Below are 20,955 nucleotides of genomic sequence, written 5' to 3' on the forward strand. Positions count from 1 at the left end.
GAAATGGACGCGTGCAAAAGGAGGAATTGTGGTCACCTTCCAAAGGAGCTCCCATCAGGACGGCCCCACCCCGCGGAGCCCCAGGCAAGACAGCCCGACACAGAGAAGCCAGGCCAAGGAAACGCGGCGCAAGGCCCTCCTGACCGCCGCAGCCGGGTTGTTCGCCGCCGACGGTTTCAACCGCGTGTCCCTTGAGGACCTGGGTGCCGCGGCTGGAGTCAGCGGTCCTGCCGTGTACAGGCATTTCCCGGGAAAACAAGCCGTACTGGCCGAGCTGCTGCTGAGCGTGAGCCGGAACCTGCTCGACGGCGGACGCAACGTAGCGTCCGAGGCCCCCGACGCCGAAGCTGCCTTGCGCGGACTGGTGGAGTTCCATGTGGACTTCGCCCTCAGCAATCCCGATGTCATCCGGGTCCAGGACCGCGACTTCAGCAACCTCAGCAACGCCGACCAGGCCGAAGTCCGCACCCTGCAGCGCAATTACGTGGAACTGTGGGTGGGCGTGCTCGGCGAACTTCATCCGGAAACCGATCCCGCCGAACTCCGGGTCCGTGCCCACGCGGCCTTCGGTCTCATCAACTCGACGCCCCACTCGGTCCGGCACCACGGACGACGCATGGCGGTCAAGACCGCGCGGCCCATCCTCGAGCGCATGGCCCTCGCGGCCCTGACGGCGCGCTAACCTCCTGCCGCCGAGAACCCAACTAGCTCGCAGTTGTTGTCGTTATGAGCCCTCAAAACGACATCTAGTGCGAGTTAGTTGGGCCTCGACGCAGTGCTAGATCAAACGCGCTGCTAGATCATCGTCATGACGGTTGCGGGGTCGGACAGGATCGCGCCCAGGTCGGCCAGGAATTTCGAGCCCTGTTCGCCGTCCACCAGCCGGTGGTCGAAGGACAGGCTCAGGGACATGACCTGGCGCACCGCGAGCTCGTCGTTGTGAACCCACGGGGCTTTGCGCACCGATCCGAGCGCGACGATGGCGGCCTCGCCCGGGTTCAAGATGGGGGTTCCGGCGTCGATTCCGAACACACCGATGTTCGTGATCGAGATGGTCCCGCCCGTCAGGTCGGCCGGGGAGGTCTTGCCTGAACGCGCCGTGTCCGTGAGAGCCGACAAAGCCGTGGACAGCTCCAGCAGCGTCATCCTGTCCGCGTCCTTGATGTTCGGAACTGTCAGGCCACGCGGCGTTGCGGCCGCGATCCCCAGGTTGACGTAGTTGAACTGCACGATCTCCTGTGCGCCTTCGTCCCAGCGGGAGTTCAGGCTCGGGTTCCTGCGCAGGGCAATCAGCACAGCCTTGGCCGCGATAGTCAACGGCGTGAGCTTGTACCCGGCAAATTCGCGGCTGGCCTTGAGGCGCGTCAGCAGTTCCATGGTGGGCGTGACGTCCACGGTCAGGAACTCCGTCACGTGCGGCGCCGTGAAGGCGCTTTGCACCATGGCAGCGGCTGTGAACTTCCGGACTCCCTTGATGGGCGTGCGGGTCTCGCGCTCAGTTGAAACCCCGACGGCGGGCGCGGCGGCGGGGGCGACCCCGGGTACCGAAACCTGCGCCTGGGACCCGGAGGCGAAGTCCTGGACGTCCGAACGGGTGATCAGGCCTCCCGGTCCGGTTCCCCTGACCAGCTCGAGCTCGATTCCGAGGTCCCTCGCCAGCTTGCGGACCGGAGGCGTGGACCGTGGACGCTCCGGCTCCGCTGCAGTCGCGCTTGGAACCGCAAGCGGTGCCTTGGTTTCGACCGTGGAAACGGGCTCGACGGCGGGAGCGGGCTCCCGGACTGGCTCGCGTTCGGTGGCGCCTGCCTCAAAGCTCCGCTGGCGTCGGGCCGGGCGTCCGGACTTTTCGAGGACGGCACCGTAGCCCACGAGGTTCGGCTCGCGCTTGGCCGCGCTCTCCGCCGGGCTCGGGGCGGTCCCGTTGGACGCTCCCGTATCGGAACCGCTACCACCGGAAGGTGAGGCTCCGGCGTCGTCGACTTCAAAGGAGACAATCGGCTTGCCGACCTCCACAACGGAACCGGCCTGTTCGTGCAAGGCGGCGACGGTTCCGGCGAAGGGCGAAGGCAACTCGACCACGGCCTTGGCCGTCTCGACCTCGGCAATGACCTGGTTCAACGTCACGGTGTCCCCCACCGCGACCTTCCAGCTGAGAATTTCCGACTCGGTGAGTCCTTCACCGAGGTCGGGCAGCCTGAATTCCTTGATCATGGTGGCGCTCATCCTTCCAGCCCGCTCAGGGAGTTGCCGCGGCCGAGTGCGCGGTCCACGCCGTCGAGGATCCTGTCGAGGTCCGGCAGGTGGTGCATCTCGAGCTTGGAGTACGGGTACGGGATATCGAACCCGGTGATCCTGACCGGCGCCGATTCAAGGTAGTTGAAGCAGCGTTCGGTGATGCTGGCGGCGATTTCTGCGCCGAGCCCGCCGGACTGCGCAGCCTCGTGGGTGATGACGAGCCTGCCGGTCTTGCGGACGGATGCCTCCACTGCCGGGAAGTCGATCGGAGCGAGCGAGCGCAGGTCGATGACCTCCACGGAGACCCCTTCGTCGGCGGCGGCCATCGCGGCGTCGTTCGCGGTCTTCACGAGAGGTCCGTACGTCACCAAGGTGACGTCGCTGCCTGCGGTGACCACCCTTGCCTTCTCCATGGACAGCGCCGTGGAAAGATTCGCGGTCTCATCCACTTCGCCCTTGTCGTGGTAGCGGCGCTTGGGTTCAAAGTAGAGCACCGGATCGTCCGAGGCGATGGCCTGCTGGATCATGGTGTAGGCGTCCTGCGGGTTGGACACGCTGATGACGCGGAGTCCCGAGGTGTGCGTGAAGTAGGCTTCCGGGGACTCGGAGTGGTGCTCGGGCGAACCGATTCCGCCGCCGAAGGGAACCCGGATGGTGATGGGCATCTTGACGTGGCCCTGGGTCCTGTAATGCATCTTGGCTACCTGGCTGACGATCTGGTCGAATGCCGGGTAGATGAAGCCATCGAATTGGATTTCGCAGACCGGGCGGTAGCCGCGGTAGGCCAGTCCGACGGCGGTGCCGATAATCGCGGATTCGGCCAAGGGAGTATCAACTACCCGGTGTTTGCCGAAGTCTTTCTGGAGGCCGTCGGTGACACGGAAAACGCCGCCGAGTGCTCCGATGTCCTCACCCATGAGGACAACTTTGGGATCGTTCTCGAGGGACTTGCGCAGGCCGGCGTTGATGGCGCGGGCGAAGGTCAGCTTGCTCATCAGAGGGCACCTTCCTGGGTTGATCCGCTGAAGCTTTCCAGATAGCGGGAGTAGTGGTCCTTCTGGCGTTCGATCCAGGAGTTGGGTGTGCTGTAGACGTGCTTGAAGAGGTCAAGGGGCGCGGGATCGGGCATGTTGATGACTCCTGCGCGCAGGTTCCTGGCCACCTCGTCCGCTTTGGCCTGGGTCTTGGCTTCGACTTCTTCCGTGAGGAGGCCCTTGGTCCGAAGGAGTGCCTTGAGCCGGGTAATCGGGTCCTTGGCTGCCCAGTCTTCGAGTTCATTGGCGTCGCGGTAACGGGTGGGATCATCCGCCGTCGTGTGCGGGCCCATGCGATAGGTCACCGCTTCGATGAAGGTCGGTCCGCCGCCGTTGCGGGCCCGGTCCAACGCAATGCGCGTGGCAGCCAGGACAGCCAGGACGTCGTTCCCGTCGACCCGCATGCTGGGGATTCCGAAGCCGGAAGCACGGTCGGCGATCTGGATGTGGGACTGAATCCGGACGGGTTCCGAGATGGCCCAGTGGTTGTTCTGGCAGATGAAGACCACGGGTACTTGGAAGCTCGCCGCGAAGACCATGGCCTCGTTGACATCGCCCTCGCTCGTGGCGCCATCGCCGAAGTAGGCAATTGCCACGGAGTCCGCTCCGTCGTACTGGATGCCCATCGCGTAGCCGGTTGCGTGCAGCGATTGCGAGCCGATGATGATCTGTTGGGTGGCGATGTTGTGGCGGTAAGGGTCCCAACCGGCCGAAGCGTTGCCGCGCCACGCGCGGACCAAATCCGTTGGCTCCACGCCGCGGCAGTAGGCAACGCCGTTGTCCCGATAGCTGGGGAAGACAAAGTCATCGTCCCTGAGGGCCCTGCCGGAACCGATCTGGGAGGCTTCCTGGCCCAGCAGTGGCGGCCACAGGGCCAGCTCACCCTGACGCTGCAAGGCCGTGGCCTCGGCGTCGATGCGGCGGATGACCATCATGTCTTCGTACAGCGAGCACAGTTGCTCGTCCGTGACATCGCTGACCCAGAGATCGAACTCCGGGTGGCTGATGCGTTCCCCCTCCGGGGAAATCAGTTGGACCAGATCCCCGCCGGTCCGACGCGGGCTTGCTGCACTGATTCCGGGATTCGACACCTTGTAGGCGTCCTGGCCGGGTTCGTCCGTCAACACAGTTGATCGCACCTTTCAGCTCGTGCTCGCAGGCCTTTGGAGGGACTTGTGATCCGCCCGCGGGCCAGCATCCGGGCGTCGTCGCCTGGATTAACTGTGACCCTACTCACAATGCTCATTGGGTACAACCACCGTTGAAATTTCTGCGCATTCTGCCCTGTCTGGATGGTGCGCACCGTGCTAACGTTGCGCATTATGCAAGCTTTAGATGGCACCGACACACGCCTGCTTTCGGCCATGGCGAAGGATCCCCGCGGCACGGTAGTGGCCTTGGCGCAAAAGCTGGGACTTTCCCGGAATACAGTCCAGGCACGGATGGCCCAGCTGGAAAAGAAGCATGCCTTTCTCTCCTTCGAACGGCGCATCAACCCGGCAGCCCTCGGCTACCCGCTCATGGCATTCATCTCGGTGCATGTGCAGCAGCAGAAGCTTGGGCAGCTCGCCTTGGACCTCGCCGAAATCCCGGAAATCCTGGAGGGGTACGGACTGACCGGTTCGGCTGACCTGTTGCTGCGGGTGGTGGCGCTCGACGCCGAGGATCTGTTCCGGATCAACGGCAAGATCCTTGCGTGCGACGGAGTGGAACGAACGGACACTGCCATGTCCATGGGCGAATTGATTCCCTTCCGGGTGCAGCCGTTGTTGAACCGGAATACCAAGAAGGCGCTCCGCACGGGCTGAGCCCTTGAATCCCCTTGCTCCTCGCTGGAATGTGCGATTTGATGCAGGTGGACGCCTAGGGGGCCGGCTGGCGGCTTCTGTCCGGTTGGCGGCGCAGGCCTGGTCGCCGGGAAGGGGAACCACCCGTGAGCACCCCGCAAGTACCGCTGCAGCCTGACCAGGACCCTCGGGCCCAGTTCACCCCGCCGGGGCAGTACCCCGCTCCCGAGCAGTACCCCGCTCCCGGGCAGTACCCCGGCGCCTACTCCGGTCCCTACGCCCCGCCCGGGCCGGGGGCGTACCCTCCCCACCCCTACGGGATGCCCGTCCCGCCGCGTAAGAAGAGCCGAAAGCTCCTCTGGATCATTCTCGGAGCGGTGGCCGCGTTCCTGGCCCTTGTCATCGTGGGGGTCGTCGTTCTGGCCAACCTGGTGGGAAGTGCCACGAACCGGGCCCAGGCCGTCTCCAACGACTTCACCCGCCTGATCGTGAACGGCCAAAGCTCCCAGGCCTACGACCAGTACATGAACCCTGCGCTCACCCGAAGCCTGACGAAGGACAAGTTCATCGCCGGCATTGCGGGTCTCGGACTGGAAAACACCTGCAGGCCCCACTACGACTCGGTAAACGTCGGTTCATTCAACGGGAACAACACCGCCGACGTTGTTGGAACCCTGCAGTGCCAAGGCAAAACCCTTGACTTGAGGTACAACTTTGAAGGCACTGATTTGAAGATGGACGCCATCAGTCTCCAGCCGCAGGGATAACTCCGAAAAAATTCGTCCCATCCGACCCATCCATAGCGCCGGGGAGTCCGAATATCTGGTTGAGAGCCCCGTCCGGGGTTTCGAACACAGGCCGGATACAACCCCGGCCATACCGGAAGGTTTGGACCATGCGCACTTCGCCCAACCGCCTGATCGCCACCATCTTTGGCGCCGTCTACCTGCTCGTGGGTGTCGTTGGATTCTTCGTCACCTCGGGAATTGGATTCTTCGCTACCGAGGGTGCCAATCTGATCATCTTTGCGGTAAACCCCCTGCACAACATCATCCACCTCGCCATTGGCGCGGCCCTCCTCTACTCGGGCATGAACAGCACCGTGCTGTCCAAGACCGTCAACACCACCGTCGGCGCCGTCTACTTGCTCGTCGGCATCCTCGGACTGTTCCTCGTGGGCTCCGCACTGAACATCATTGCCCTTAACGGCGCAGACAACGTCCTGCACCTTGCCAGCGCTGTGGTTCTTCTCGGCATCGGCCTCTCGCAGGACAAGGTTCCGGCCACCACCGCCAGGGCCCACGTCTAAACACCTCGAAACCCGGAAGGAGCCGTCCGTGTCAGCTCAAGCTGCGACCCCCGTGTCAGCTCAGCCAACGACGTCCGTGGGACCCACCCTTGGGGCCTCCCTTACTTTGTTCTCGTGCTTTGCGGGAATGGGCGCGGGTCTCGTCGAGCTTTCCATCGCCTCGAGCTACATCTCGGGCCGGGGACCCCTTGTGTGGGCGGGCGGCGTCTTCGTGGTCTGGGGCCTGGCGCTGCTCGCCAGCTCGATTGCCAGCCTCCAAAGGGGGCGGCTCCGTTTCCGTAAGCCAACAACAACAGGCCTCCTCGCGGCCGTCCTGGTCCATGTCGGATTCCTGGTTGCCGGCATGGCCCAAAGGGTGCTCGACGGCGGGCATCTGGCGGCTCTTTTCCTGGTCCTGATGGCGCTGGGATCCTCCGCCTGGCTCGCCCGCAGGTTTCGCGACAACGTCGGGGGAACCGCTTCGGCTCCCCCACGAGCCGGTGCGCTTTTGGGAGCCGCCTTCGCTGCCGCCGTCATCGTCGCAGCAATTACGACGCCGGGGCTCGCCGCCTCGGTGGCCGGAGCGCATGCCGTCCCGCACGGAGAGCACTCCCTGCCGGGCGGCCATAACCACTAAGCCATAACCACCAGGACCTTCCGCCCAGGCGGAAGCAGCAATCCCTCCCGCACCGAGTGTGGGAGGGATTGCTGCTTAACGCGGAACTGACCCGATTCCGGGGTGGGCCCGAGCTTGGCTAGTCGATGGCCGCCATGAGTTCAACAACCCGGTCGAGGAAGGCATCAACCTGCGCCTCTTCGTAACCGTCGCGACCGCGGGCCTCGGAGAATGCTGCCCGGCGGACGTTGTCGACGCTCAGCGGTTTGTCGTTTTCCAGGTAACCGATCAAGGAGACACACAAGGCATCGACCTCGGCGATGTTGTAGCTGCGGGAGCGCTTCTTGTCCGGCCGACGGAAACGTTCGCCGTCGGGCCGGTGCAAACGGCCGCGCAACACTCCGGAGAGCTTTCCAATCTTCAGCAGCCAGGCTTCCTCGCCTTCTGCCGCTATCAGCTCGTCACGCTCACGTCGGGCGAAGGCGTCTTCGAGCCGGTCCAGGGCTGCGTCCACAGCCGTGGCGTCGTAGCCGCCTTTGACAGGATCAAATGAAACGGCGCGGACATCGCTGCTGCCGATCTTCTCCGATGCCTCGGCCCTGTTTTCGAACGACAACCGGGCGCGCTGGAAAAACTGGTCTACCTGCTTTGCGTTGTAGCCATACTTGCTGTGCGCCACGCGCTCAAATGCTGCGGGGATCTGGCGACGAATGTCCACTGCCACTGCTTTCCTTCTGGGTGGTTGTCAGGCGCCGCTCAACAGCGCGTAAAGAATAAATGCTGCCGGAGCCGCGAAGACGATCGAGTCGAGCCGGTCCATCACGCCGCCGTGTCCGGGCAGGATGCTGCTCATGTCTTTGACGCCAAGTTCCCGCTTGACCATGGATTCCGCGAGGTCACCGGCGGTAGCCGCGGCAACCATGCCAACGGCAAGCACCACGCCGACCCACCAGGGCCGGTCCAGCACGAAGATGCTGGCGAGGATCCCGATCACCATGGCACCTGCCACCGAGCCGGCGAAACCTTCCCAGGTCTTTTTGGGGCTGATCTTGGGAGCCATCGGATGCTTGCCGAACAGCGAGCCGACGAGATACCCGAAAGTATCGTTGGACACCACCAGCAACAGCATCACGGCAATCTGCCAGGCACCCGCCGGAACCTGCCCGCCGGGCCAGGGACCCGCCGTCGTCGCTCCCGCGCCTACATGGAGGGGCAAGATCGCAAAGCTGATCAGGAAAGGGACCCAGGCTAGCGTGAAGATTCCCGAGAAGACGCTGCGCGGAGCTCCGGCCGCGCTTTCAAGGGAACGCCAAAGCAGCACGGCCGTGCTGCTCAGCACCATCGCGAACAGCAGGCTTTCGGTGCCGCCGAAATAAGCCGCCAACGGCATCGCCACGGTACCCGTCAACACGGGGATGATCGGCATCCTGGTGCCTTGGCCTTCGAGCGCGCGGAAGATTTCCCACACGCCGAGGACCGCGAACGCGGTGGTCAGCAGAACGAACCCGAGCGGCAGGAACAGCAGCCCCCCGAGGACGGCGAAGAGCATGGCGAGCCCGACGCCGATGGCGGCCGGAAGATTCCGGCCGGCCTTGGGCGTTGGGTTGCCTCGTTGGCGTCTGGCGCGTGTGGGGATTCCCTGCGCGGGCGCCGGCTCAGCCTCGCTCATCAGACCTCGAGCAGCTCGGCTTCCTTGCGCTTGAGGAGCTCATCGATACCGTCGACGTGGGCCTTCGTGATGGCGTCGAGTTCCTTTTCGCCACGGGCACCCTCGTCTTCGCCGGCTTCGCCGTCCTTGACGAGCTTGTCCAGGGCGTCCTTGGCCTTGCGCCGGATGCTTCGGATGGAAACCTTTGCGTCCTCACCCTTGCCCTTGACGATCTTGACGTATTCCTTGCGGCGTTCCTGGGTCAGCTCCGGGATGGTGATCCGGATGACGTTGCCGTCGTTGGACGGATTGGCGCCGACCTCGGAGTCGCTCAAGGCCCTTTCGATGTCGCGCATCGAGGTCTTGTCAAAGGGCGTGATGAGGATGGTCCTGGCGTCCGGAATCGCGAAGGAAGCGAGCTGCTGCAGCGGTGTGGGGGTGCCGTAGTATTCCACGATCACCTTGTTGTAGAGTCCGGGGTTCGCGCGACCGGTACGGATCGACGCGAAATCCTCTTTGGCTACCTCGACCGCCTTGTCCATCTTTTCCCCGGCTTCGAGCAAGGTTTCTTCGATCACGGTTTCTCCTCAGAAATAGTCGCGCCCCGGTCCACGGGCCGCAGTGCACAATAAATTTCCGCCCCTGCGGGCGGAAGAGTCCTAGAAATATCCTAGCCCTTGCTAGGGGGTGACCAGGGTGCCCAGCTTTTCGCCGAGAATGGCCCGGGTGACGTTCCCTTCGCCTTCCATGCCGAAGACGACCATGGACAAATTATTGTCCTTGCACATGGTCATGGCGGTCTGGTCCATGACGCGGATGTCGCGGCGCAGGGCCTCGTCGTAGCTGAGCTTTTCGAGCTTCTCAGCCGTGGGATCCTTCTTGGGATCCGCGGTGTACACGCCGTCCACGCCGCTCTTTGCCATGAGCACGACGTCGGCATGCACTTCGAGTGCACGCTGGGCGGCCACGGTGTCGGTGGAGAAGTACGGAAGGCCTGCGCCTGCACCGAAGATGACCACGCGGCCCTTCTCCATGTGGCGGATGGCGCGGCGCGGAATGTAGGCCTCGGCTACTTGTCCCATGGTGATGGCGCTCTGGACGCGGGTCTCGACGCCGGCTTGCTCCAGGAAATCCTGCAGGGCCAGGCAGTTCATGACAGTGCCGAGCATTCCCATGTAGTCGGCGCGGGAACGGTCCATGCCGCTCTGGGAAAGTTCGGCGCCGCGGAAGAAGTTCCCGCCTCCGACGACGATTGCCACCTCGACCTCGGAAACAGCTGCGGCGATTTGCTTGGCAATGGCGCGGACCGTCTCCGGGTCAACACCAAGCTTTCCGCCGCCGATGACCTCGCCGGACAGCTTCAGCAGTACACGACGACGGGTCTTCTCCGGATGGATTGCAGTGTTCTCGGTTTCCATGGTGCCTTCCCGTTTGTGGACTCTGGCTAGATTATCTTGCTGGGGGCCGGGCAGAAAGCTGCCGGCCGTGGATGCACCCGGTGCGGGCCTGCGGTTGCATGCAAAAGGGGCGGCCACCGAAGTGACCACCCCTTTTGTATGTCTAACTAGTTTCCGACGCGGAAACGGGCAACTGCGGTTGCCTTGACGCCGGCCTCTTCGAGGACCTGTGCAACGGTCTTCTTGGAGTCCTTGGCGAATGCCTGGTCCAAGAGAACTTCACCCTTGTAGAAGCCCGTCACGCGGCCTTCGACGATCTTGGTGAGGGCAGCTTCCGGCTTGCCTTCGGCCTTGGCGGTCTCTTCGGCGATGCGGCGCTCGGACTCGACCAGCTCGGCCGGGACGTCTTCGCGGCTCAGGTAGTTCGGCGCCATGGCTGCAACGTGGACGGCAACGTCGTGGGCTGCGGTAGCAGCGGCGTCGCCCTCGCCCTCGACGGCGAACAGGACGCCGACCTGGGCCGGGAGGTCCTTGGAGGTCTTGTGCAGGTAAGCGTCAACCGTGCCGCCTTCAATGCGGGCGATGCGGCGGACAACAACCTTTTCGCCGAGAACGGCGCCTTCTTCGACGACAACCTCGGAAAGGGGCTTGCCTTCGACGTCGATGGCCAGCAGGGTCTCGAGGTCGGCAGCGCCGGACTCGACGGCCACGGCCAGGACCTTGTCGGCCAGCTGGATGAACTTGTCAGCCTTGGCAACGAAGTCGGTCTCGCAGTTGACCTCGATCATTACGCCGACGCCGCCCGTGACCTTGGCTGCAACCAAGCCTTCGGCGGTGGAGCGGCCTTCACGCTTCGTAGCGCCCTTGAGGCCCTTGATGCGGATGATCTCGATGGCCTTCTCGGCGTCGCCGTTGGCCTCGTCAAGAGCCTTCTTGACGTCCATCATGCCGGCGCCGGTGCGCTCGCGCAGGGCCTTGATGTCAGCAGCAGTGTAGTTCGCCATGTGAACCCCTCTGTCTAGAAATTTATGTGTTTACGGACTGACAGGACGGCAGCCCACCTGGTGGGCCGCCATCCTGTCAGTAGCTCCCCGCACCGAAATCAGCGCGGGAAAGGTCCGGATTTACTTGTCTGCTTCGGCTTCGCCAGCAGCAGCTTCGGTGGCCTCGGCAGCCGGGGCTTCAGCAGCTTCCGCAGCCGGAGTTTCGGCGGCCGGAGCTTCAGCAGCTTCGGCCTTGCTGCCTTCGAGGAGCTCGCGCTCCCACTCAGCCAGCGGCTCTTCCGGTGCCTCTGCGGCACCGGTTGCGCGCTGGTTACGGGCGATGAGGCCCTCGGCAACGGCGTCGGCAACCACGCGGGTCAGCAGGTTTACGGAGCGGATGGCGTCGTCGTTACCCGGGATCGGGAAGTCAACTTCGTCGGGGTCGCAGTTGGTGTCCAGGATGGCAACAACCGGGATGTTCAGCTTCTTGGCTTCGTCAACGGCCAGGTGTTCCTTCTTCGTGTCAACAACCCACAGAACGGAAGGAGCCTTGGTCAGGTTGCGGATACCACCGAGGTTGGTTTCCAGCTTGGTGAGTTCGCGCTTGAGGAGCAGGAGCTCCTTCTTCGTGTAACCCGAGCCCGCAACGTCCTCGAAGTTGATCTCTTCGAGTTCCTTCATGCGCTGGATACGCTTGGCAACGGTCTGGAAGTTGGTGAGCATACCGCCCAACCAACGCTGGTTGACGTACGGCTGGCCAACACGGGTAGCCTGCTCAGCGATTGCTTCCTGAGCCTGCTTCTTGGTGCCGACGAACAGGACGGTGCCGCCGTGGGCGACAGTAGCCTTGACGAACTCGAAAGCGCGGTCGATGTAGGACAGCGACTGCTGAAGGTCAATGATGTAGATGCCGTTGCGCTCCGTGAAGATGAATCGCTTCATCTTCGGGTTCCAACGACGGGTCTGGTGTCCAAAGTGGACGCCGCTGTCAAGCAGCTGGCGCATAGTTACGACGGGCATGCCGACGCTCCTTCCGGCAGGTCATTCATGAGAGCGCCACACGGGCCACTCTTACCCTGCCAATAGTTGACGGTTGATTAGCCGGACCCGAACGGGCCATGGCTCCTGGCATCCATTGCACTTCTCATCCGGCCACTGACTCGCCGGACCGCAAGAGGCACAATCCTCCGCAGCGTTGAATCCGCGAGGATTCGCAATTGGAGGGTTGGATACGCGTAGTCAGCCTGCAGCCCCCGCGCGACTGAATGAGAAGCGCTTCTGAACAAGCTTGAGGGCACAGCAAACTGCTCCACCAAGTGTACTACAGCGCCTTCAGCCTCATGACCGCCATCGCGTGCTCTTAGGGGTCCGTCCTCCGGCAGATTTTCCGCCCCGTTTTCCACATAGCCAGGCTGGCGCCTTTCGGGACGCGCCACCCCAACGAAGGCTTGTTCCATGAGAACCGCATACCTACCGGCCTACCTTCTCTTGCTCGTTGCCCTCGGCGCGGCGCCCGCCGTTGCATCGCCGCCGTCGGGCCCGCCCATCCTGCCCGGGACCGGCCCGGACTGGGCGTGGCCCCTCTCCCCCAAGCCCACCGTTCTGCGTGGTTTCGACCCTCCCGACAAGCCGTGGTTGAGCGGGCACCGCGGCGTGGATCTACAAGCAGCCGAAGACGGCGCCACGGTCGCCGCCCCCGCTGGCGGCACCGTGAGCTTCGTGGGAGTCGTGGTGGACCGGCCGGTGATCACTATCGACCACGGGAACGGGCTGCGGAGCAGCTTTGAGCCCGTCGACAGCCAACTCGAAGTAGGCGCCACCGTGGGCAAGGGCCAAGCCATCGGCGTGGTCAGAGCCGGCCACTGCGCGGGATCTCCGTGCGTCCATTGGGGAGTTCGGTCCGGGGAGGACTATGTGAACCCGCTTGACTTCGTCACGGATCTCCGGCCGTCAGTGTTGCTGCCCATGGACGATCTGTTGGCGTTGGACGATTTGCTGGCGCTGCAAGATGTACCGGCGCTAGACGATGGCGGAAATCCCGGTGATGGCCCGCCCCGTGACAAGGGTGTTGATTTCGTGGGTGCCTTCGTAGGAGTAGATGGCCTCGGCGTCGGCGAAGATCTTGGCCATCTCGTAGTCGGTGACAATGCCGTTGCCACCCAGGATTCCCCGCCCCAGGGCTACGCTCTCGCGCATGCGGGCCGTGGTGAAGGCCTTCGCCAACGCGGACTGCTCGTCCTTGGCGACGCCGGCATCCTCAAGCTGCGCGAGACGGACCATCATGCCCATGGAACTGACTGTGTTGCCCAGGATCTGCACGAGTTGTTGCTGCACCAATTGGAACGATGCCAGGGGCCTCCCGAACTGCATCCGTTCAACCGCGTAGCGGCGGGCAACGTCGAACGCCGCAAGCTGCTGGCCCACAGCCTGCCACGCGACTGAAAGCCGGGTGACTTTCAGAACCTTGTTGGTGTCCCTGAAGCTGTTGGCATTGGCCAGTTTGAAGAAGTCCGGAACCACGACGTTTTCAAGGGTGATATCGGCATTCTGGACGGTCCGCAGCGAGATCTTGTTCTCGATCTTGCTGGCCTTGAATCCGGGGAGGCCCGTGTCCACAAGGAAGCCCTTGACCTGGTTGTCGGCGAGGTCGCGGGCGAAGACCACAACCCAGTCCGAGAAGGTGGCGTTGCCGATCCAGCGCTTGGCCCCGTTGAGGATCCAGTTGTCGCCGTCGCGGCGCGCAGTGGTCCGGGTGCCGCCTGCGACGTCCGAGCCACCCAGAGGCTCGGTCAGTCCAAAAGCGCCGATCTTCTTGAGGGAGTAGATGTCCGGCAGCCAGGCTTCTTGTTGCTCCTGGGATGCCAAGGCCTCGATGGAACCAGTGAACAAACCGTCATGGACGCCCATGAACGTGGCAATCGAGGCATCGGCGCGCGTTGCTTCTGCGTGGACAAGGCCAGCGAACACGTTGGAATAGCCTTGCCGCCTCACCGGGCTGACCAGGTCAATCTCAGCCAGCTTGGGAATCAGGTCCATCGGGAATTCCCCACGGTTCCAGCAGTCAACGGCAATCGGCTTGACCTCACGGCACAGGAAGGTCCGGATCTCGGCCAGCCGGTCTTGTTCCTTGCCCGTAAGCAGTTGCTCAAATCCATAGAAGTCGCCGTCGGCGTACGGGAGATTCTCGAGGTCGATTGCTGCCTTGGACATGGCGCTCCTTCGCGTAAGTTACTGATGAGTAACATACCGCAATAGCAGGGCCACCACAAGCAACCCCGCGCACTCCAAAAGCGGAGTCGGCTTCCTGCGTGGCGTCATCCTCCACGGCCGAAACAATCGCCGTTAACCTCCGGGGCCCCGGGTGTTTGCCCTTTACACGGTTCGCTCCCAGCCCGCCTCCATAGCTTGGCAGGGACATCGTTTCCCCAACCTAAGGACGATTTTCAATGCCTGTGACACCCAACAAGCTCAAGCGGACCTCAATGGTATTGGTGGGCGCAGCCGTTGCTGCTTCCACTCTTGGCTCCGTTGCTTTGCCGGCATCTGCTGCCGACGAGGGCAAAGCACACGCCCCGGCCGCCGGATTCACCGTGAAGGCCTTTTCGCCGGTCGGCACCGAGTCGGCACCTGACGACATCACCCGGATGGGCGACTCCGTGTACGTCTCGTTCCAGAATGGCGTTGGCCCCTTGGGCGAGGCCTCCGCGAGCGGCGCCACAGCCAGCACGGTTCAGCAGTTCAGCCTCGACGGAAAGCCCGGCAAGTCCTGGCAAGTCACGGGCAAGGTTGATGGGCTTACGGCCGATCCGGAGCACCACCGTCTCCTCCTCACCGCCAACGAGGACGGCAACTCGAGCTTCTCAACCCTCAGCCCTGACCAGGCGAAGGCGCTGACTACGTACACATATTCCGGCCTCACCCACGGTGGTGGAACGGACGCCGTATCCGTCGTAAACGGCAAGATCCTCGTCAGCGCCTCGGCGCCGGTTGACGCTTCGGGTCCGGCCGCCTATTCCGTCGCATTGGAAGGCACCACGGCCAAACTGACGCCTCTCTTCGGCGACAGCGCCACGGCTACCGCAGCCAACGGTCCCCAGGCTGGAAAGGCAACCAAGCTTGGCCTCACGGACCCGGACTCCAACACGGTGGTTCCGGCCGCCGCTCCGCGGTTCAAGAACTCCTTCATGCTTGACGCGCAGGCGGACCAGCAACTGATTTTCGCCTCCCGTCCGGGCAGCGGGAAACAAGCTCTCCAGGTCCTGTCCGTTTCGCAGCCCCTGGATGACACCGTGTTCGCGGCGCACTCCAACCAGACTCTCCTGGTCACGGACCCGAAGGACAACAAGGTCTTCTCCATCACCGGCCCGTTCAAGGCCGGCGAAGCGGTCTCCGCCGTGGTACCCGACGCGGGCCCGGCATACCTGGCAAACCTGGACCTGGGCACGGGCGCCCTCACCCCGATCAAGGAACTTGCTTCCGTCCAGCCCAAGGGCTTGATGTTCACCGGCGGCGCCGGTGACAACTCGCACGACGGCGAGCGCTCCGAGTAGCGAACACCTTCGAAGGAGCCCCTGACTGCGCTTCTGCGCGGTCGGGGGCTCTTTGTGCAGGTCTGGCCGCCCCTGTCGCAGGAATTGATGCCGGGATTCGATCCTTGTGATCCTCTTGGCCGAACGATTCAGTCCGCCTGGCCTAGCCGAGCTCGAAGCCATGCGTCGATGCGTTCGAGGGCGGCTCGTGCCATGGGCGTCGCATGCCCGGTAAATCCATGAGGGGATGCGGGATAGATACGCAGATCGACCTCGACCCCGGCGTCCGAAAGCCGCGAGGCCATGGCGAGATTGTCTTCCAGAAGGATGTCGTCACGGCCAACCACGATAAGGATCGGGGGCAGGCCCGCGGGGTCGGCGAAGAGTGGTGAAAGGTCGGGGTGGGCGCGATCCGGAGCAGTCCCGGCATACGCGTCAAGAAAATACTCGTCGGCGATCAGGCGTCCGGCGTCCGTCTTCGCGGCGAGGTCATAGGTGCCGAACTGCAGCACGCCGCCGCTGAAGGCCGTGACCCCGCGATCGCGCAACCGGACAAGAGTGGAAACCGCCAGCGTTGAACCGGCAGAGAAGCCACCGACAGCGAGTTTCGCGGTACCAAAACGGCTTCCGGCGTGCTCCACCAGCCACAGCGCTGCCGTCTCGCAGTCGTCAGGGGCGCACGGCCACGGGTGCTCGGGGGCAAGCCGGTAATCCACGCTGACCACCGCAATACCCAGTGCGTCAGCAAGCCGCCTGTTGCGAACATCGCTTCCAGCGGCCGAGCCCATGTAGAAGCCGCCACCGTGGATTTCCAGGAACACGCCCGCCACCGGAGAGCTGACCGGCAGGTGGATCCGCACCGGAACGCTTCGGCCAAGCGCACGGGCCTGCTCCGTGATTGGCCGTGGATCACACTCCGCGGGTGCTGCCGCGCCAGCTCGGAATGCGAGGAGCTCTTCGCGGCTCCTCGGGCCGCGGCCGGCCGGCCTGTGGGCGTAGAAGGCGCGGGATTCATCGACGAGTGACAATAGTTCAGGATCGATCAGCGCTGGCAGTTCGAAGCTCATTGGATAACTCTAGGATGCGCATCCGGCGCGCGAACACGGCGCACGCCGTGGCGTGTTCGGCCCGTTGGGCGCAGTATGGAGGGATGAATGCTCCCAGCGCCGATGGTCTGGCGCAGGGTGGCTCCGTAGGTTCGGGGGCCCGCCTGCACCCTTGGAGCCGTTATGTGGCCCTGGGTGATTCGTTCACCGAAGGGGTAGGAGATCCGGAGCCCCGCAGCCCGGGCGGTCTGCGAGGCTGGGCGGACCGGGTCGCGGAAGAACTGAGCGCCGGACATGAAGATTTTGCTTACGCGAATCTGGCGGTCCGTGGCCGGTTGCTCCATCAGATCCTGGATGAGCAGGTTGGCCCTGCGCTGGCCCTGCAGCCGGATCTGATCACCCTCAATGCCGGGGGCAATGATCTGATCTTCCGCAGAAGCGATCCCGACAAACTCGCCGTCAGGATGGACGCCGGAGTGCAACTCCTGGCCTCCACCGGGGCAACGGTTGTCCTGTTCGTTGGCCCGGACTGGGGCGCTACGCCCGTGCTGGGACGGACCCGCGCCAAGGTGGCCATCTTCAACGAGAACCTGCGGACCATTGCGGTGCGGCACGATGCGGTCATCGCCGATCTCTGGGCCCTGCGTCAACTTACCCACCCGCGGATGTGGGATCCGGATCGGCTGCACTTCTCGCCGCTGGGCCAGCACACCATCGCCATCATGGTGCTCGACACCCTCAACGTCCTGCACACCTTGGAGCCAATGACTCCGAAAGAGCTCCCCGGACGCAGTTGGCGGGAAGCACGGGCCGACGACATTATCTGGGCGCGCGAGCACTTGTTCCCATGGGTCCTGCAACGCCTCAAACAAGGAATCTCCGACGACGGGCGGCACGCAAAGCGGCCGGATCCCGGCCCCGTGTTCGGCGCCTGGATGCCGCCGGGTACGTTCGTGGGCGACGATCCGCCAAACTGACGGCGATCTCAGAGGTTCCAGATCAACGCGGCGCCTACGGGTTATCGACAGCTGGCTGCTTCCCGGCAAGGACGGATGAGAGACCGCCGGACGCACGGACTCCGGCAGCCAATTTGGTGAGGCGCTTCTTGGCCGCGTGTTCAACCAGGAGTGGCACATAATCCCGGATCGGGCCGCCGTTCAAGTTCCCGTGCTCTTCAGCAACCACGGACTCGATGTCCGGGCGTGGCATATCGGGGAACCGCTCGGACAGGTTGTTGATGACAGCCACAAGGGCCCGCGCTTCGTCTTCCCTCGTCATAGGGCTAAGTGTCCGATCCGGGCGCAGGAAGGTCAACAAGATGACGGCATTGGTCAAACGAGCCAACCTTATGACGTGACGGTGGCCAGCAGTTCCCGGCTCTCGGCAATGTAGCGGTCGCAGAAAGCAACGTCGCTCACCTGCGTGGAGGCGGCCATCGGCTTGCCATCCTCGTTGTAGTAGGTCCCTGTGGCAGCGGACGAGTCGGTGAGGATCCGGGTGATGACGCGGGCAGCGCGCTTCGAGGTTGTGAAGTGCGGGAAGACCGTGAGGATCGGCGTGAGCGCCTTCGCTATGACGCGAACGACGGCCGGGACTTCGCCGAGGTTGGAGCCGGGGTTGACCCCCGGTTCGATTGCCCTGAACCGCAGGCGCGGGTATTCGCGGGCGAGGCTGAACACCGCGGCGAGGTTCCCTTGCTTCGAGGTGGCGTAGGCGTCCATTCCGGGGCGGCTCGAGCCTCCGGGTGTGTACTCGCCCCGTGCGGCGGCTTGGGCCGAGATGAAGCGGCTGCCTCGGAAGCCGGCCCGCACCGCCGGGATTCTCCCGGGATCCTCGACCGCGGACGCGATGAAGACGACGTTGGTGCCATCCGCGAGGGAGGGAAGGAGTGCGTCCGTGAATGCCAGGGGTCCCAAGTGGTTTGTCGCGAACGATAGCTCCCACCCCTGTTTGCTGGTCGCGGGGGTGGACAGCATGACGCCGGCGTTGTTCAGCACGCCGCGGACCGGCAGTTCAAGGGCGGTGATTTCCGCGGCGGCGCGGCGTGAGCTCACGACGTCGGACAGGTCGGCAACGATGGCGACGGCGGCACCTCCCCGGCCTTCGATTTCGGCCGCGACAGCGGCGAGCTTGTCAGGGTTTCGACCGACAAGCACGACCGTGCCGTGGCGGGCGAGCTCCAAGGCCGTGGCGTGGCCGAAGCCGGAAGTGGGGCCGGTAATGACCCAAGCCGATGCGGATGTCGTCATGGGGTTGCTCCTGTTTCAGTTGGCGACGGGCCGGTGAGTGCCCGCCACATCGCGCCGAACGCCGTCGAGCTCCGAATGCCGCCGGGGTCCGGATGCCGGATGAGGTGGTCAATGGTGGTGTCCGCAATCGCGGACATGAGGGCAGTGGTGAAGCTGAGCGGCACGTCCTGCATCGGGCCGTCGGCGGTGATCGCCGCGAGGAGTTCAGCGATCCCGGCGTAAGCGGCCCGGACCGCTTGATGACTGTCGCCGCTGAGGTCCTCGGCGACGCTGAGCTGCGCGAGGGCGCGATGTCGGTTCGGGTCGGTGGTTGCCCAGATGATCCAGTTGTCCCACATGCGCCGCAACTGGTCATGGGGCGTGTCCGACGCTCGCAAACCGGCGGTTGCGACCTGAGCCATTTCGCCCTTCAACGTCACGTACAGCTCATTGATGAGCGTTGTCTTGGTGTCGAAATAGACGAACAGAGTCCCGGCCGAGACGCCTGCTTCCTGGGCGATCATTGCCGTTGAGGCACCAAGTCCGTGGCCGGCGAACACGCGCGTGGCGGCAGAAAGCAGTGCCGCGCGGTGAGCAGGGTTCTTGGGACGTGCCATGTGGCTAGTCTATAAATGAGTGAGTACTCAGTCAACTAATCGTTCGGACGGACTTCAGCCGCCGCCGTCGCAGTTTGCTAGATGCTGTCCCACGGGCTGGAAGCGTAAACGTCGGCAACGGCTTGAACACCCTCGACGTCGTCGAAAGCGATTTCCCCGATCCATGAGACGCCCACGACGCCGACAGAATTCGTGACGAGTGCTGCGGGGAATCGGGAAATGTCTTTCAGTGTGACGGACTGTTTGCGCGTCCTGAACCCGGCGTCGACAAGGGTTGCGTCAAGAATCTGCCAGGTAATCCCATACAGCGAAGGTGCCGACGGCCACACGAGGGTTCCATCGTCGTCGATGAATGCAATATTGGCTGTGGTCGTTTCGGAGATCTCGCCACCCGCCGTCGTGAGAAGGGCGTCGTCGAAGCCCTGCCGCTCTGCCAGGCCGCCAAAGTACAGCTGTCCGAAACTTCCCACGTGTTTGATGTGCGCGACAGGCCGCTGATAGACGACCGGGAGTAGCCCCATCGGCACCGTTGACGGGTCGACGGCCGGACGGACAGAAGTCATGACGCGAACCTTCCCCGGATCGCTCTCAAAGAGAGTCACCCGAAGATATGAGTTGGGCGCATCGTCCGCGGCTTCCCGGACCCTCTCCAGGATCATTCCTGAATCAATCTCAGTTCCGTACAACTCGGCGTGCGCGGATTTCAGCCGATCGAGGTGCAGCGACAGCCCCCGCACACGCCCGCCGCGAATCTGCATCGCGGTGAAATGCCCGTAGTTTACGAGGGCAAGGTGGGAAAGCGTTCCATCGAGAACGTCAAGGCCGTCAACCTTGATACGTACGCCATCAGTCATCCCCCGAGCCTATGGCAGGACCACAGCGGGATTGAAGGGTCGAGCATGCCGGGCTGGTCGGCCATGGCAGCACATTCAGCGTGGGCCATTCCGCTTTCCATCTTCTGGTCTTTGCCTCATACACATCCTGGGGAGCCAGCACCGGGTTCGGCACAATCTTCCGCGCGAACAGGTCATCATAGCCATGCGGGGCGTAAGTTGTGAGGGCGCCCGCCTCATCTGAGGTGACCGCGAAGCAACAGGTCTTCGCGGCAAAATGGTCCACTGCATCAGTGCTGCTGGTGAAGGGAGCGGCCGGAACGCCAAAGCGCTCCTCGTACCAAACGTGGACGCGCGCTTCGTTGCGGACCTCGACGTCGACTCCCAGGTCCCCGAACAGCTCACGCGCCCGCAGAATCACCGCGTCTTCTGCTTCGTAAGAGGTGTCCTCGTCGAAGTAGAACAGGTCGTAATCCCGGATACCGGCCCGCGGATCCTTCCCCTCCAGCACATTCCAAACGGTTTGGAACAGGGCTCCGGCAGTCAACCACCAGTCGGAGACGCCAAGGCTGGGCGCCAGACGAAGAATTCTCCGGTTGATCGGGTTCTTCAGGATCCGGGCCAGAAAGAGCTGCTCGTCAGAGGTCGTCACCGGATCATCCTGCCCCATCCCCGGCGTTTCCACGGCCCAAATCTGCCAGGAGGCACGGGAAA

General features: G+C 63.7%; 23 protein-coding genes and 1 pseudogene. 8 read left to right on the forward strand and 16 right to left on the reverse strand.

What is annotated here, in order from left to right:
* Positions 1-28: 28 nt before the first annotated feature.
* Positions 29-682, forward strand: a complete 654-nt coding sequence (locus ACSBOX_RS13950) for an SACE_7040 family transcriptional regulator (protein WP_442542975.1) — start codon at positions 29-31, stop codon at positions 680-682.
* A 113-nt stretch (positions 683-795) separates the two neighbouring features.
* On the opposite strand, the gene ACSBOX_RS13955 is transcribed toward ACSBOX_RS13950, so the two are convergent.
* From ACSBOX_RS13955 to pdhA, 3 genes are read right to left on the reverse strand one after another with little or no spacing between them, the layout of a single operon-like run.
* Positions 796-2,223 carry a dihydrolipoamide acetyltransferase family protein gene (locus ACSBOX_RS13955; RefSeq protein ID WP_442542976.1) on the reverse strand — a complete coding sequence of 476 codons (1,428 nt, stop codon included), beginning with the start codon at positions 2,221-2,223 and terminating at the stop codon, positions 796-798.
* On the reverse strand, positions 2,220-3,230 hold the full coding sequence (locus ACSBOX_RS13960; protein ID WP_442542977.1) for an alpha-ketoacid dehydrogenase subunit beta: 1,011 nt from the start codon (positions 3,228-3,230) through the stop codon (positions 2,220-2,222). The genes ACSBOX_RS13955 and ACSBOX_RS13960 overlap by 4 nt, the downstream gene beginning before the upstream one ends.
* The gene (pdhA, locus tag ACSBOX_RS13965; protein ID WP_442542978.1) at positions 3,230-4,396 is read right to left on the reverse strand and encodes a pyruvate dehydrogenase (acetyl-transferring) E1 component subunit alpha; all 1,167 of its coding nucleotides are present in this window, start codon (positions 4,394-4,396) and stop codon (positions 3,230-3,232) included. The genes ACSBOX_RS13960 and pdhA overlap by 1 nt, the downstream gene beginning before the upstream one ends.
* A gap of 195 nt (positions 4,397-4,591) precedes the next feature.
* On the opposite strand from pdhA, the gene ACSBOX_RS13970 reads away from it, so the two are divergent.
* The 4 genes from ACSBOX_RS13970 to ACSBOX_RS13985 all read left to right on the forward strand — a co-directional run bounded on the left by ACSBOX_RS13970 (position 4,592) and on the right by ACSBOX_RS13985 (position 6,981).
* Positions 4,592-5,077: an Lrp/AsnC family transcriptional regulator gene (locus ACSBOX_RS13970; RefSeq protein WP_078105724.1), complete on the forward strand. Its 486-nt coding sequence runs from the start codon at positions 4,592-4,594 to the stop codon at positions 5,075-5,077.
* A gap of 125 nt (positions 5,078-5,202) precedes the next feature.
* The gene (locus ACSBOX_RS13975) at positions 5,203-5,823 is read left to right on the forward strand and encodes a hypothetical protein (RefSeq protein WP_442542979.1); all 621 of its coding nucleotides are present in this window, start codon (positions 5,203-5,205) and stop codon (positions 5,821-5,823) included.
* Positions 5,824-5,951: 128 nt separating this feature from the next.
* Positions 5,952-6,365 (forward strand): DUF4383 domain-containing protein, encoded by a 414-nt coding sequence (locus tag ACSBOX_RS13980; protein WP_078105726.1) that lies wholly within the window; start codon positions 5,952-5,954, stop codon positions 6,363-6,365.
* Positions 6,366-6,393: 28 nt separating this feature from the next.
* Positions 6,394-6,981 carry a hypothetical protein gene (locus ACSBOX_RS13985; RefSeq protein ID WP_442542980.1) on the forward strand — a complete coding sequence of 196 codons (588 nt, stop codon included), beginning with the start codon at positions 6,394-6,396 and terminating at the stop codon, positions 6,979-6,981.
* Between the two features lie 118 nt (positions 6,982-7,099).
* Here ACSBOX_RS13985 and ACSBOX_RS13990 read toward each other — a convergent pair whose 3' ends face one another.
* The 6 genes from ACSBOX_RS13990 to rpsB form a co-directional block, all read right to left on the reverse strand.
* Positions 7,100-7,684: a DivIVA domain-containing protein gene (locus tag ACSBOX_RS13990; protein WP_442542981.1), complete on the reverse strand. Its 585-nt coding sequence runs from the start codon at positions 7,682-7,684 to the stop codon at positions 7,100-7,102.
* A gap of 21 nt (positions 7,685-7,705) precedes the next feature.
* Entirely contained in the window at positions 7,706-8,629 is a 924-nt protein-coding gene (locus ACSBOX_RS13995; RefSeq protein ID WP_442542982.1) for a phosphatidate cytidylyltransferase, read from the reverse strand.
* Entirely contained in the window at positions 8,629-9,186 is a 558-nt protein-coding gene (frr, locus tag ACSBOX_RS14000) for a ribosome recycling factor (RefSeq protein ID WP_078105729.1), read from the reverse strand. The genes ACSBOX_RS13995 and frr overlap by 1 nt, the downstream gene beginning before the upstream one ends.
* Before the next feature lie 102 nt (positions 9,187-9,288).
* Positions 9,289-10,026: a UMP kinase gene (gene pyrH, locus ACSBOX_RS14005; protein ID WP_059387847.1), complete on the reverse strand. Its 738-nt coding sequence runs from the start codon at positions 10,024-10,026 to the stop codon at positions 9,289-9,291.
* Positions 10,027-10,172: 146 nt separating this feature from the next.
* Positions 10,173-11,009 (reverse strand): translation elongation factor Ts, encoded by an 837-nt coding sequence (gene tsf / locus ACSBOX_RS14010; protein WP_442542983.1) that lies wholly within the window; start codon positions 11,007-11,009, stop codon positions 10,173-10,175.
* Between the two features lie 120 nt (positions 11,010-11,129).
* The gene (gene rpsB, locus ACSBOX_RS14015; protein WP_442542984.1) at positions 11,130-12,008 is read right to left on the reverse strand and encodes a 30S ribosomal protein S2; all 879 of its coding nucleotides are present in this window, start codon (positions 12,006-12,008) and stop codon (positions 11,130-11,132) included.
* A 435-nt stretch (positions 12,009-12,443) separates the two neighbouring features.
* Here rpsB and ACSBOX_RS14020 point away from each other — a divergent pair.
* Positions 12,444-12,851: pseudogene (locus ACSBOX_RS14020) on the forward strand (peptidoglycan DD-metalloendopeptidase family protein); the annotation flags it as partial.
* 156 nt (positions 12,852-13,007) lie between these two features.
* Here the strand turns inward: ACSBOX_RS14020 and ACSBOX_RS14025 are convergent.
* Positions 13,008-14,198 carry an acyl-CoA dehydrogenase family protein gene (locus tag ACSBOX_RS14025; RefSeq protein ID WP_442542985.1) on the reverse strand — a complete coding sequence of 397 codons (1,191 nt, stop codon included), beginning with the start codon at positions 14,196-14,198 and terminating at the stop codon, positions 13,008-13,010.
* Between the two features lie 236 nt (positions 14,199-14,434).
* Here ACSBOX_RS14025 and ACSBOX_RS14030 point away from each other — a divergent pair, with 236 nt between their 5' ends.
* On the forward strand, positions 14,435-15,538 hold the full coding sequence (locus ACSBOX_RS14030) for a hypothetical protein (RefSeq protein WP_442542986.1): 1,104 nt from the start codon (positions 14,435-14,437) through the stop codon (positions 15,536-15,538).
* Positions 15,539-15,666: 128 nt separating this feature from the next.
* On the opposite strand, the gene ACSBOX_RS14035 is transcribed toward ACSBOX_RS14030, so the two are convergent.
* The gene (locus tag ACSBOX_RS14035) at positions 15,667-16,584 is read right to left on the reverse strand and encodes an alpha/beta hydrolase (RefSeq protein ID WP_442542987.1); all 918 of its coding nucleotides are present in this window, start codon (positions 16,582-16,584) and stop codon (positions 15,667-15,669) included.
* Positions 16,585-16,667: 83 nt separating this feature from the next.
* Here ACSBOX_RS14035 and ACSBOX_RS14040 point away from each other — a divergent pair, with 83 nt between their 5' ends.
* Positions 16,668-17,540: an SGNH/GDSL hydrolase family protein gene (locus ACSBOX_RS14040; protein WP_442542988.1), complete on the forward strand. Its 873-nt coding sequence runs from the start codon at positions 16,668-16,670 to the stop codon at positions 17,538-17,540.
* Positions 17,541-17,574: 34 nt separating this feature from the next.
* Here ACSBOX_RS14040 and ACSBOX_RS14045 read toward each other — a convergent pair whose 3' ends face one another.
* The 5 genes from ACSBOX_RS14045 to ACSBOX_RS14065 all read right to left on the reverse strand — a co-directional run bounded on the left by ACSBOX_RS14045 (position 17,575) and on the right by ACSBOX_RS14065 (position 20,926).
* Positions 17,575-17,841 (reverse strand): three-helix bundle dimerization domain-containing protein, encoded by a 267-nt coding sequence (locus tag ACSBOX_RS14045; protein ID WP_442542989.1) that lies wholly within the window; start codon positions 17,839-17,841, stop codon positions 17,575-17,577.
* 68 nt (positions 17,842-17,909) lie between these two features.
* The gene (locus ACSBOX_RS14050; RefSeq protein WP_442542990.1) at positions 17,910-18,812 is read right to left on the reverse strand and encodes an SDR family NAD(P)-dependent oxidoreductase; all 903 of its coding nucleotides are present in this window, start codon (positions 18,810-18,812) and stop codon (positions 17,910-17,912) included.
* Positions 18,809-19,408, reverse strand: coding sequence for a TetR/AcrR family transcriptional regulator (locus ACSBOX_RS14055; protein WP_442542991.1), 600 nt, complete (start codon positions 19,406-19,408; stop codon positions 18,809-18,811). The genes ACSBOX_RS14050 and ACSBOX_RS14055 overlap by 4 nt, the downstream gene beginning before the upstream one ends.
* Positions 19,409-19,485: 77 nt before the next feature.
* Positions 19,486-20,262: an aminotransferase class IV gene (locus tag ACSBOX_RS14060; protein ID WP_442542992.1), complete on the reverse strand. Its 777-nt coding sequence runs from the start codon at positions 20,260-20,262 to the stop codon at positions 19,486-19,488.
* Positions 20,255-20,926 carry a nucleotidyltransferase family protein gene (locus ACSBOX_RS14065; protein ID WP_442542993.1) on the reverse strand — a complete coding sequence of 224 codons (672 nt, stop codon included), beginning with the start codon at positions 20,924-20,926 and terminating at the stop codon, positions 20,255-20,257. The genes ACSBOX_RS14060 and ACSBOX_RS14065 overlap by 8 nt, the downstream gene beginning before the upstream one ends.
* Between the last annotated feature and the right edge of the window lie 29 nt (positions 20,927-20,955).

Source organism: Arthrobacter sp. KN11-1C (assembly GCF_052180225.1).
Classification (GTDB): Bacteria; Actinomycetota; Actinomycetes; order Actinomycetales; family Micrococcaceae; genus Arthrobacter.

What these genes read in the sequence shown, in the direction of transcription:
- ACSBOX_RS13955 (WP_442542976.1), bottom strand. Translation starts at nt 2,223, where the DNA reads ATGAGCGCCACCATGATCAAGGAATTCAGGCTGCCCGACCTCGGTGAA.
- ACSBOX_RS13960 (WP_442542977.1), bottom strand. Translation starts at nt 3,230, where the DNA reads ATGAGCAAGCTGACCTTCGCCCGCGCCATCAACGCCGGCCTGCGCAAG.
- ACSBOX_RS13970 (WP_078105724.1), top strand. Translation starts at nt 4,592, where the DNA reads ATGCAAGCTTTAGATGGCACCGACACACGCCTGCTTTCGGCCATGGCG.
- ACSBOX_RS13980 (WP_078105726.1), top strand. Translation starts at nt 5,952, where the DNA reads ATGCGCACTTCGCCCAACCGCCTGATCGCCACCATCTTTGGCGCCGTC.
- ACSBOX_RS13995 (WP_442542982.1), bottom strand. Translation starts at nt 8,629, where the DNA reads ATGAGCGAGGCTGAGCCGGCGCCCGCGCAGGGAATCCCCACACGCGCC.
- pyrH (WP_059387847.1), bottom strand. Translation starts at nt 10,026, where the DNA reads ATGGAAACCGAGAACACTGCAATCCATCCGGAGAAGACCCGTCGTCGT.
- tsf (WP_442542983.1), bottom strand. Translation starts at nt 11,009, where the DNA reads ATGGCGAACTACACTGCTGCTGACATCAAGGCCCTGCGCGAGCGCACC.
- rpsB (WP_442542984.1), bottom strand. Translation starts at nt 12,008, where the DNA reads ATGCCCGTCGTAACTATGCGCCAGCTGCTTGACAGCGGCGTCCACTTT.
- ACSBOX_RS14025 (WP_442542985.1), bottom strand. Translation starts at nt 14,198, where the DNA reads ATGTCCAAGGCAGCAATCGACCTCGAGAATCTCCCGTACGCCGACGGC.
- ACSBOX_RS14030 (WP_442542986.1), top strand. Translation starts at nt 14,435, where the DNA reads ATGCCTGTGACACCCAACAAGCTCAAGCGGACCTCAATGGTATTGGTG.
- ACSBOX_RS14035 (WP_442542987.1), bottom strand. Translation starts at nt 16,584, where the DNA reads ATGAGCTTCGAACTGCCAGCGCTGATCGATCCTGAACTATTGTCACTC.
- ACSBOX_RS14040 (WP_442542988.1), top strand. Translation starts at nt 16,668, where the DNA reads ATGAATGCTCCCAGCGCCGATGGTCTGGCGCAGGGTGGCTCCGTAGGT.
- ACSBOX_RS14045 (WP_442542989.1), bottom strand. Translation starts at nt 17,841, where the DNA reads ATGACGAGGGAAGACGAAGCGCGGGCCCTTGTGGCTGTCATCAACAAC.
- ACSBOX_RS14050 (WP_442542990.1), bottom strand. Translation starts at nt 18,812, where the DNA reads ATGACGACATCCGCATCGGCTTGGGTCATTACCGGCCCCACTTCCGGC.
- ACSBOX_RS14055 (WP_442542991.1), bottom strand. Translation starts at nt 19,408, where the DNA reads ATGGCACGTCCCAAGAACCCTGCTCACCGCGCGGCACTGCTTTCTGCC.
- ACSBOX_RS14060 (WP_442542992.1), bottom strand. Translation starts at nt 20,262, where the DNA reads ATGACTGATGGCGTACGTATCAAGGTTGACGGCCTTGACGTTCTCGAT.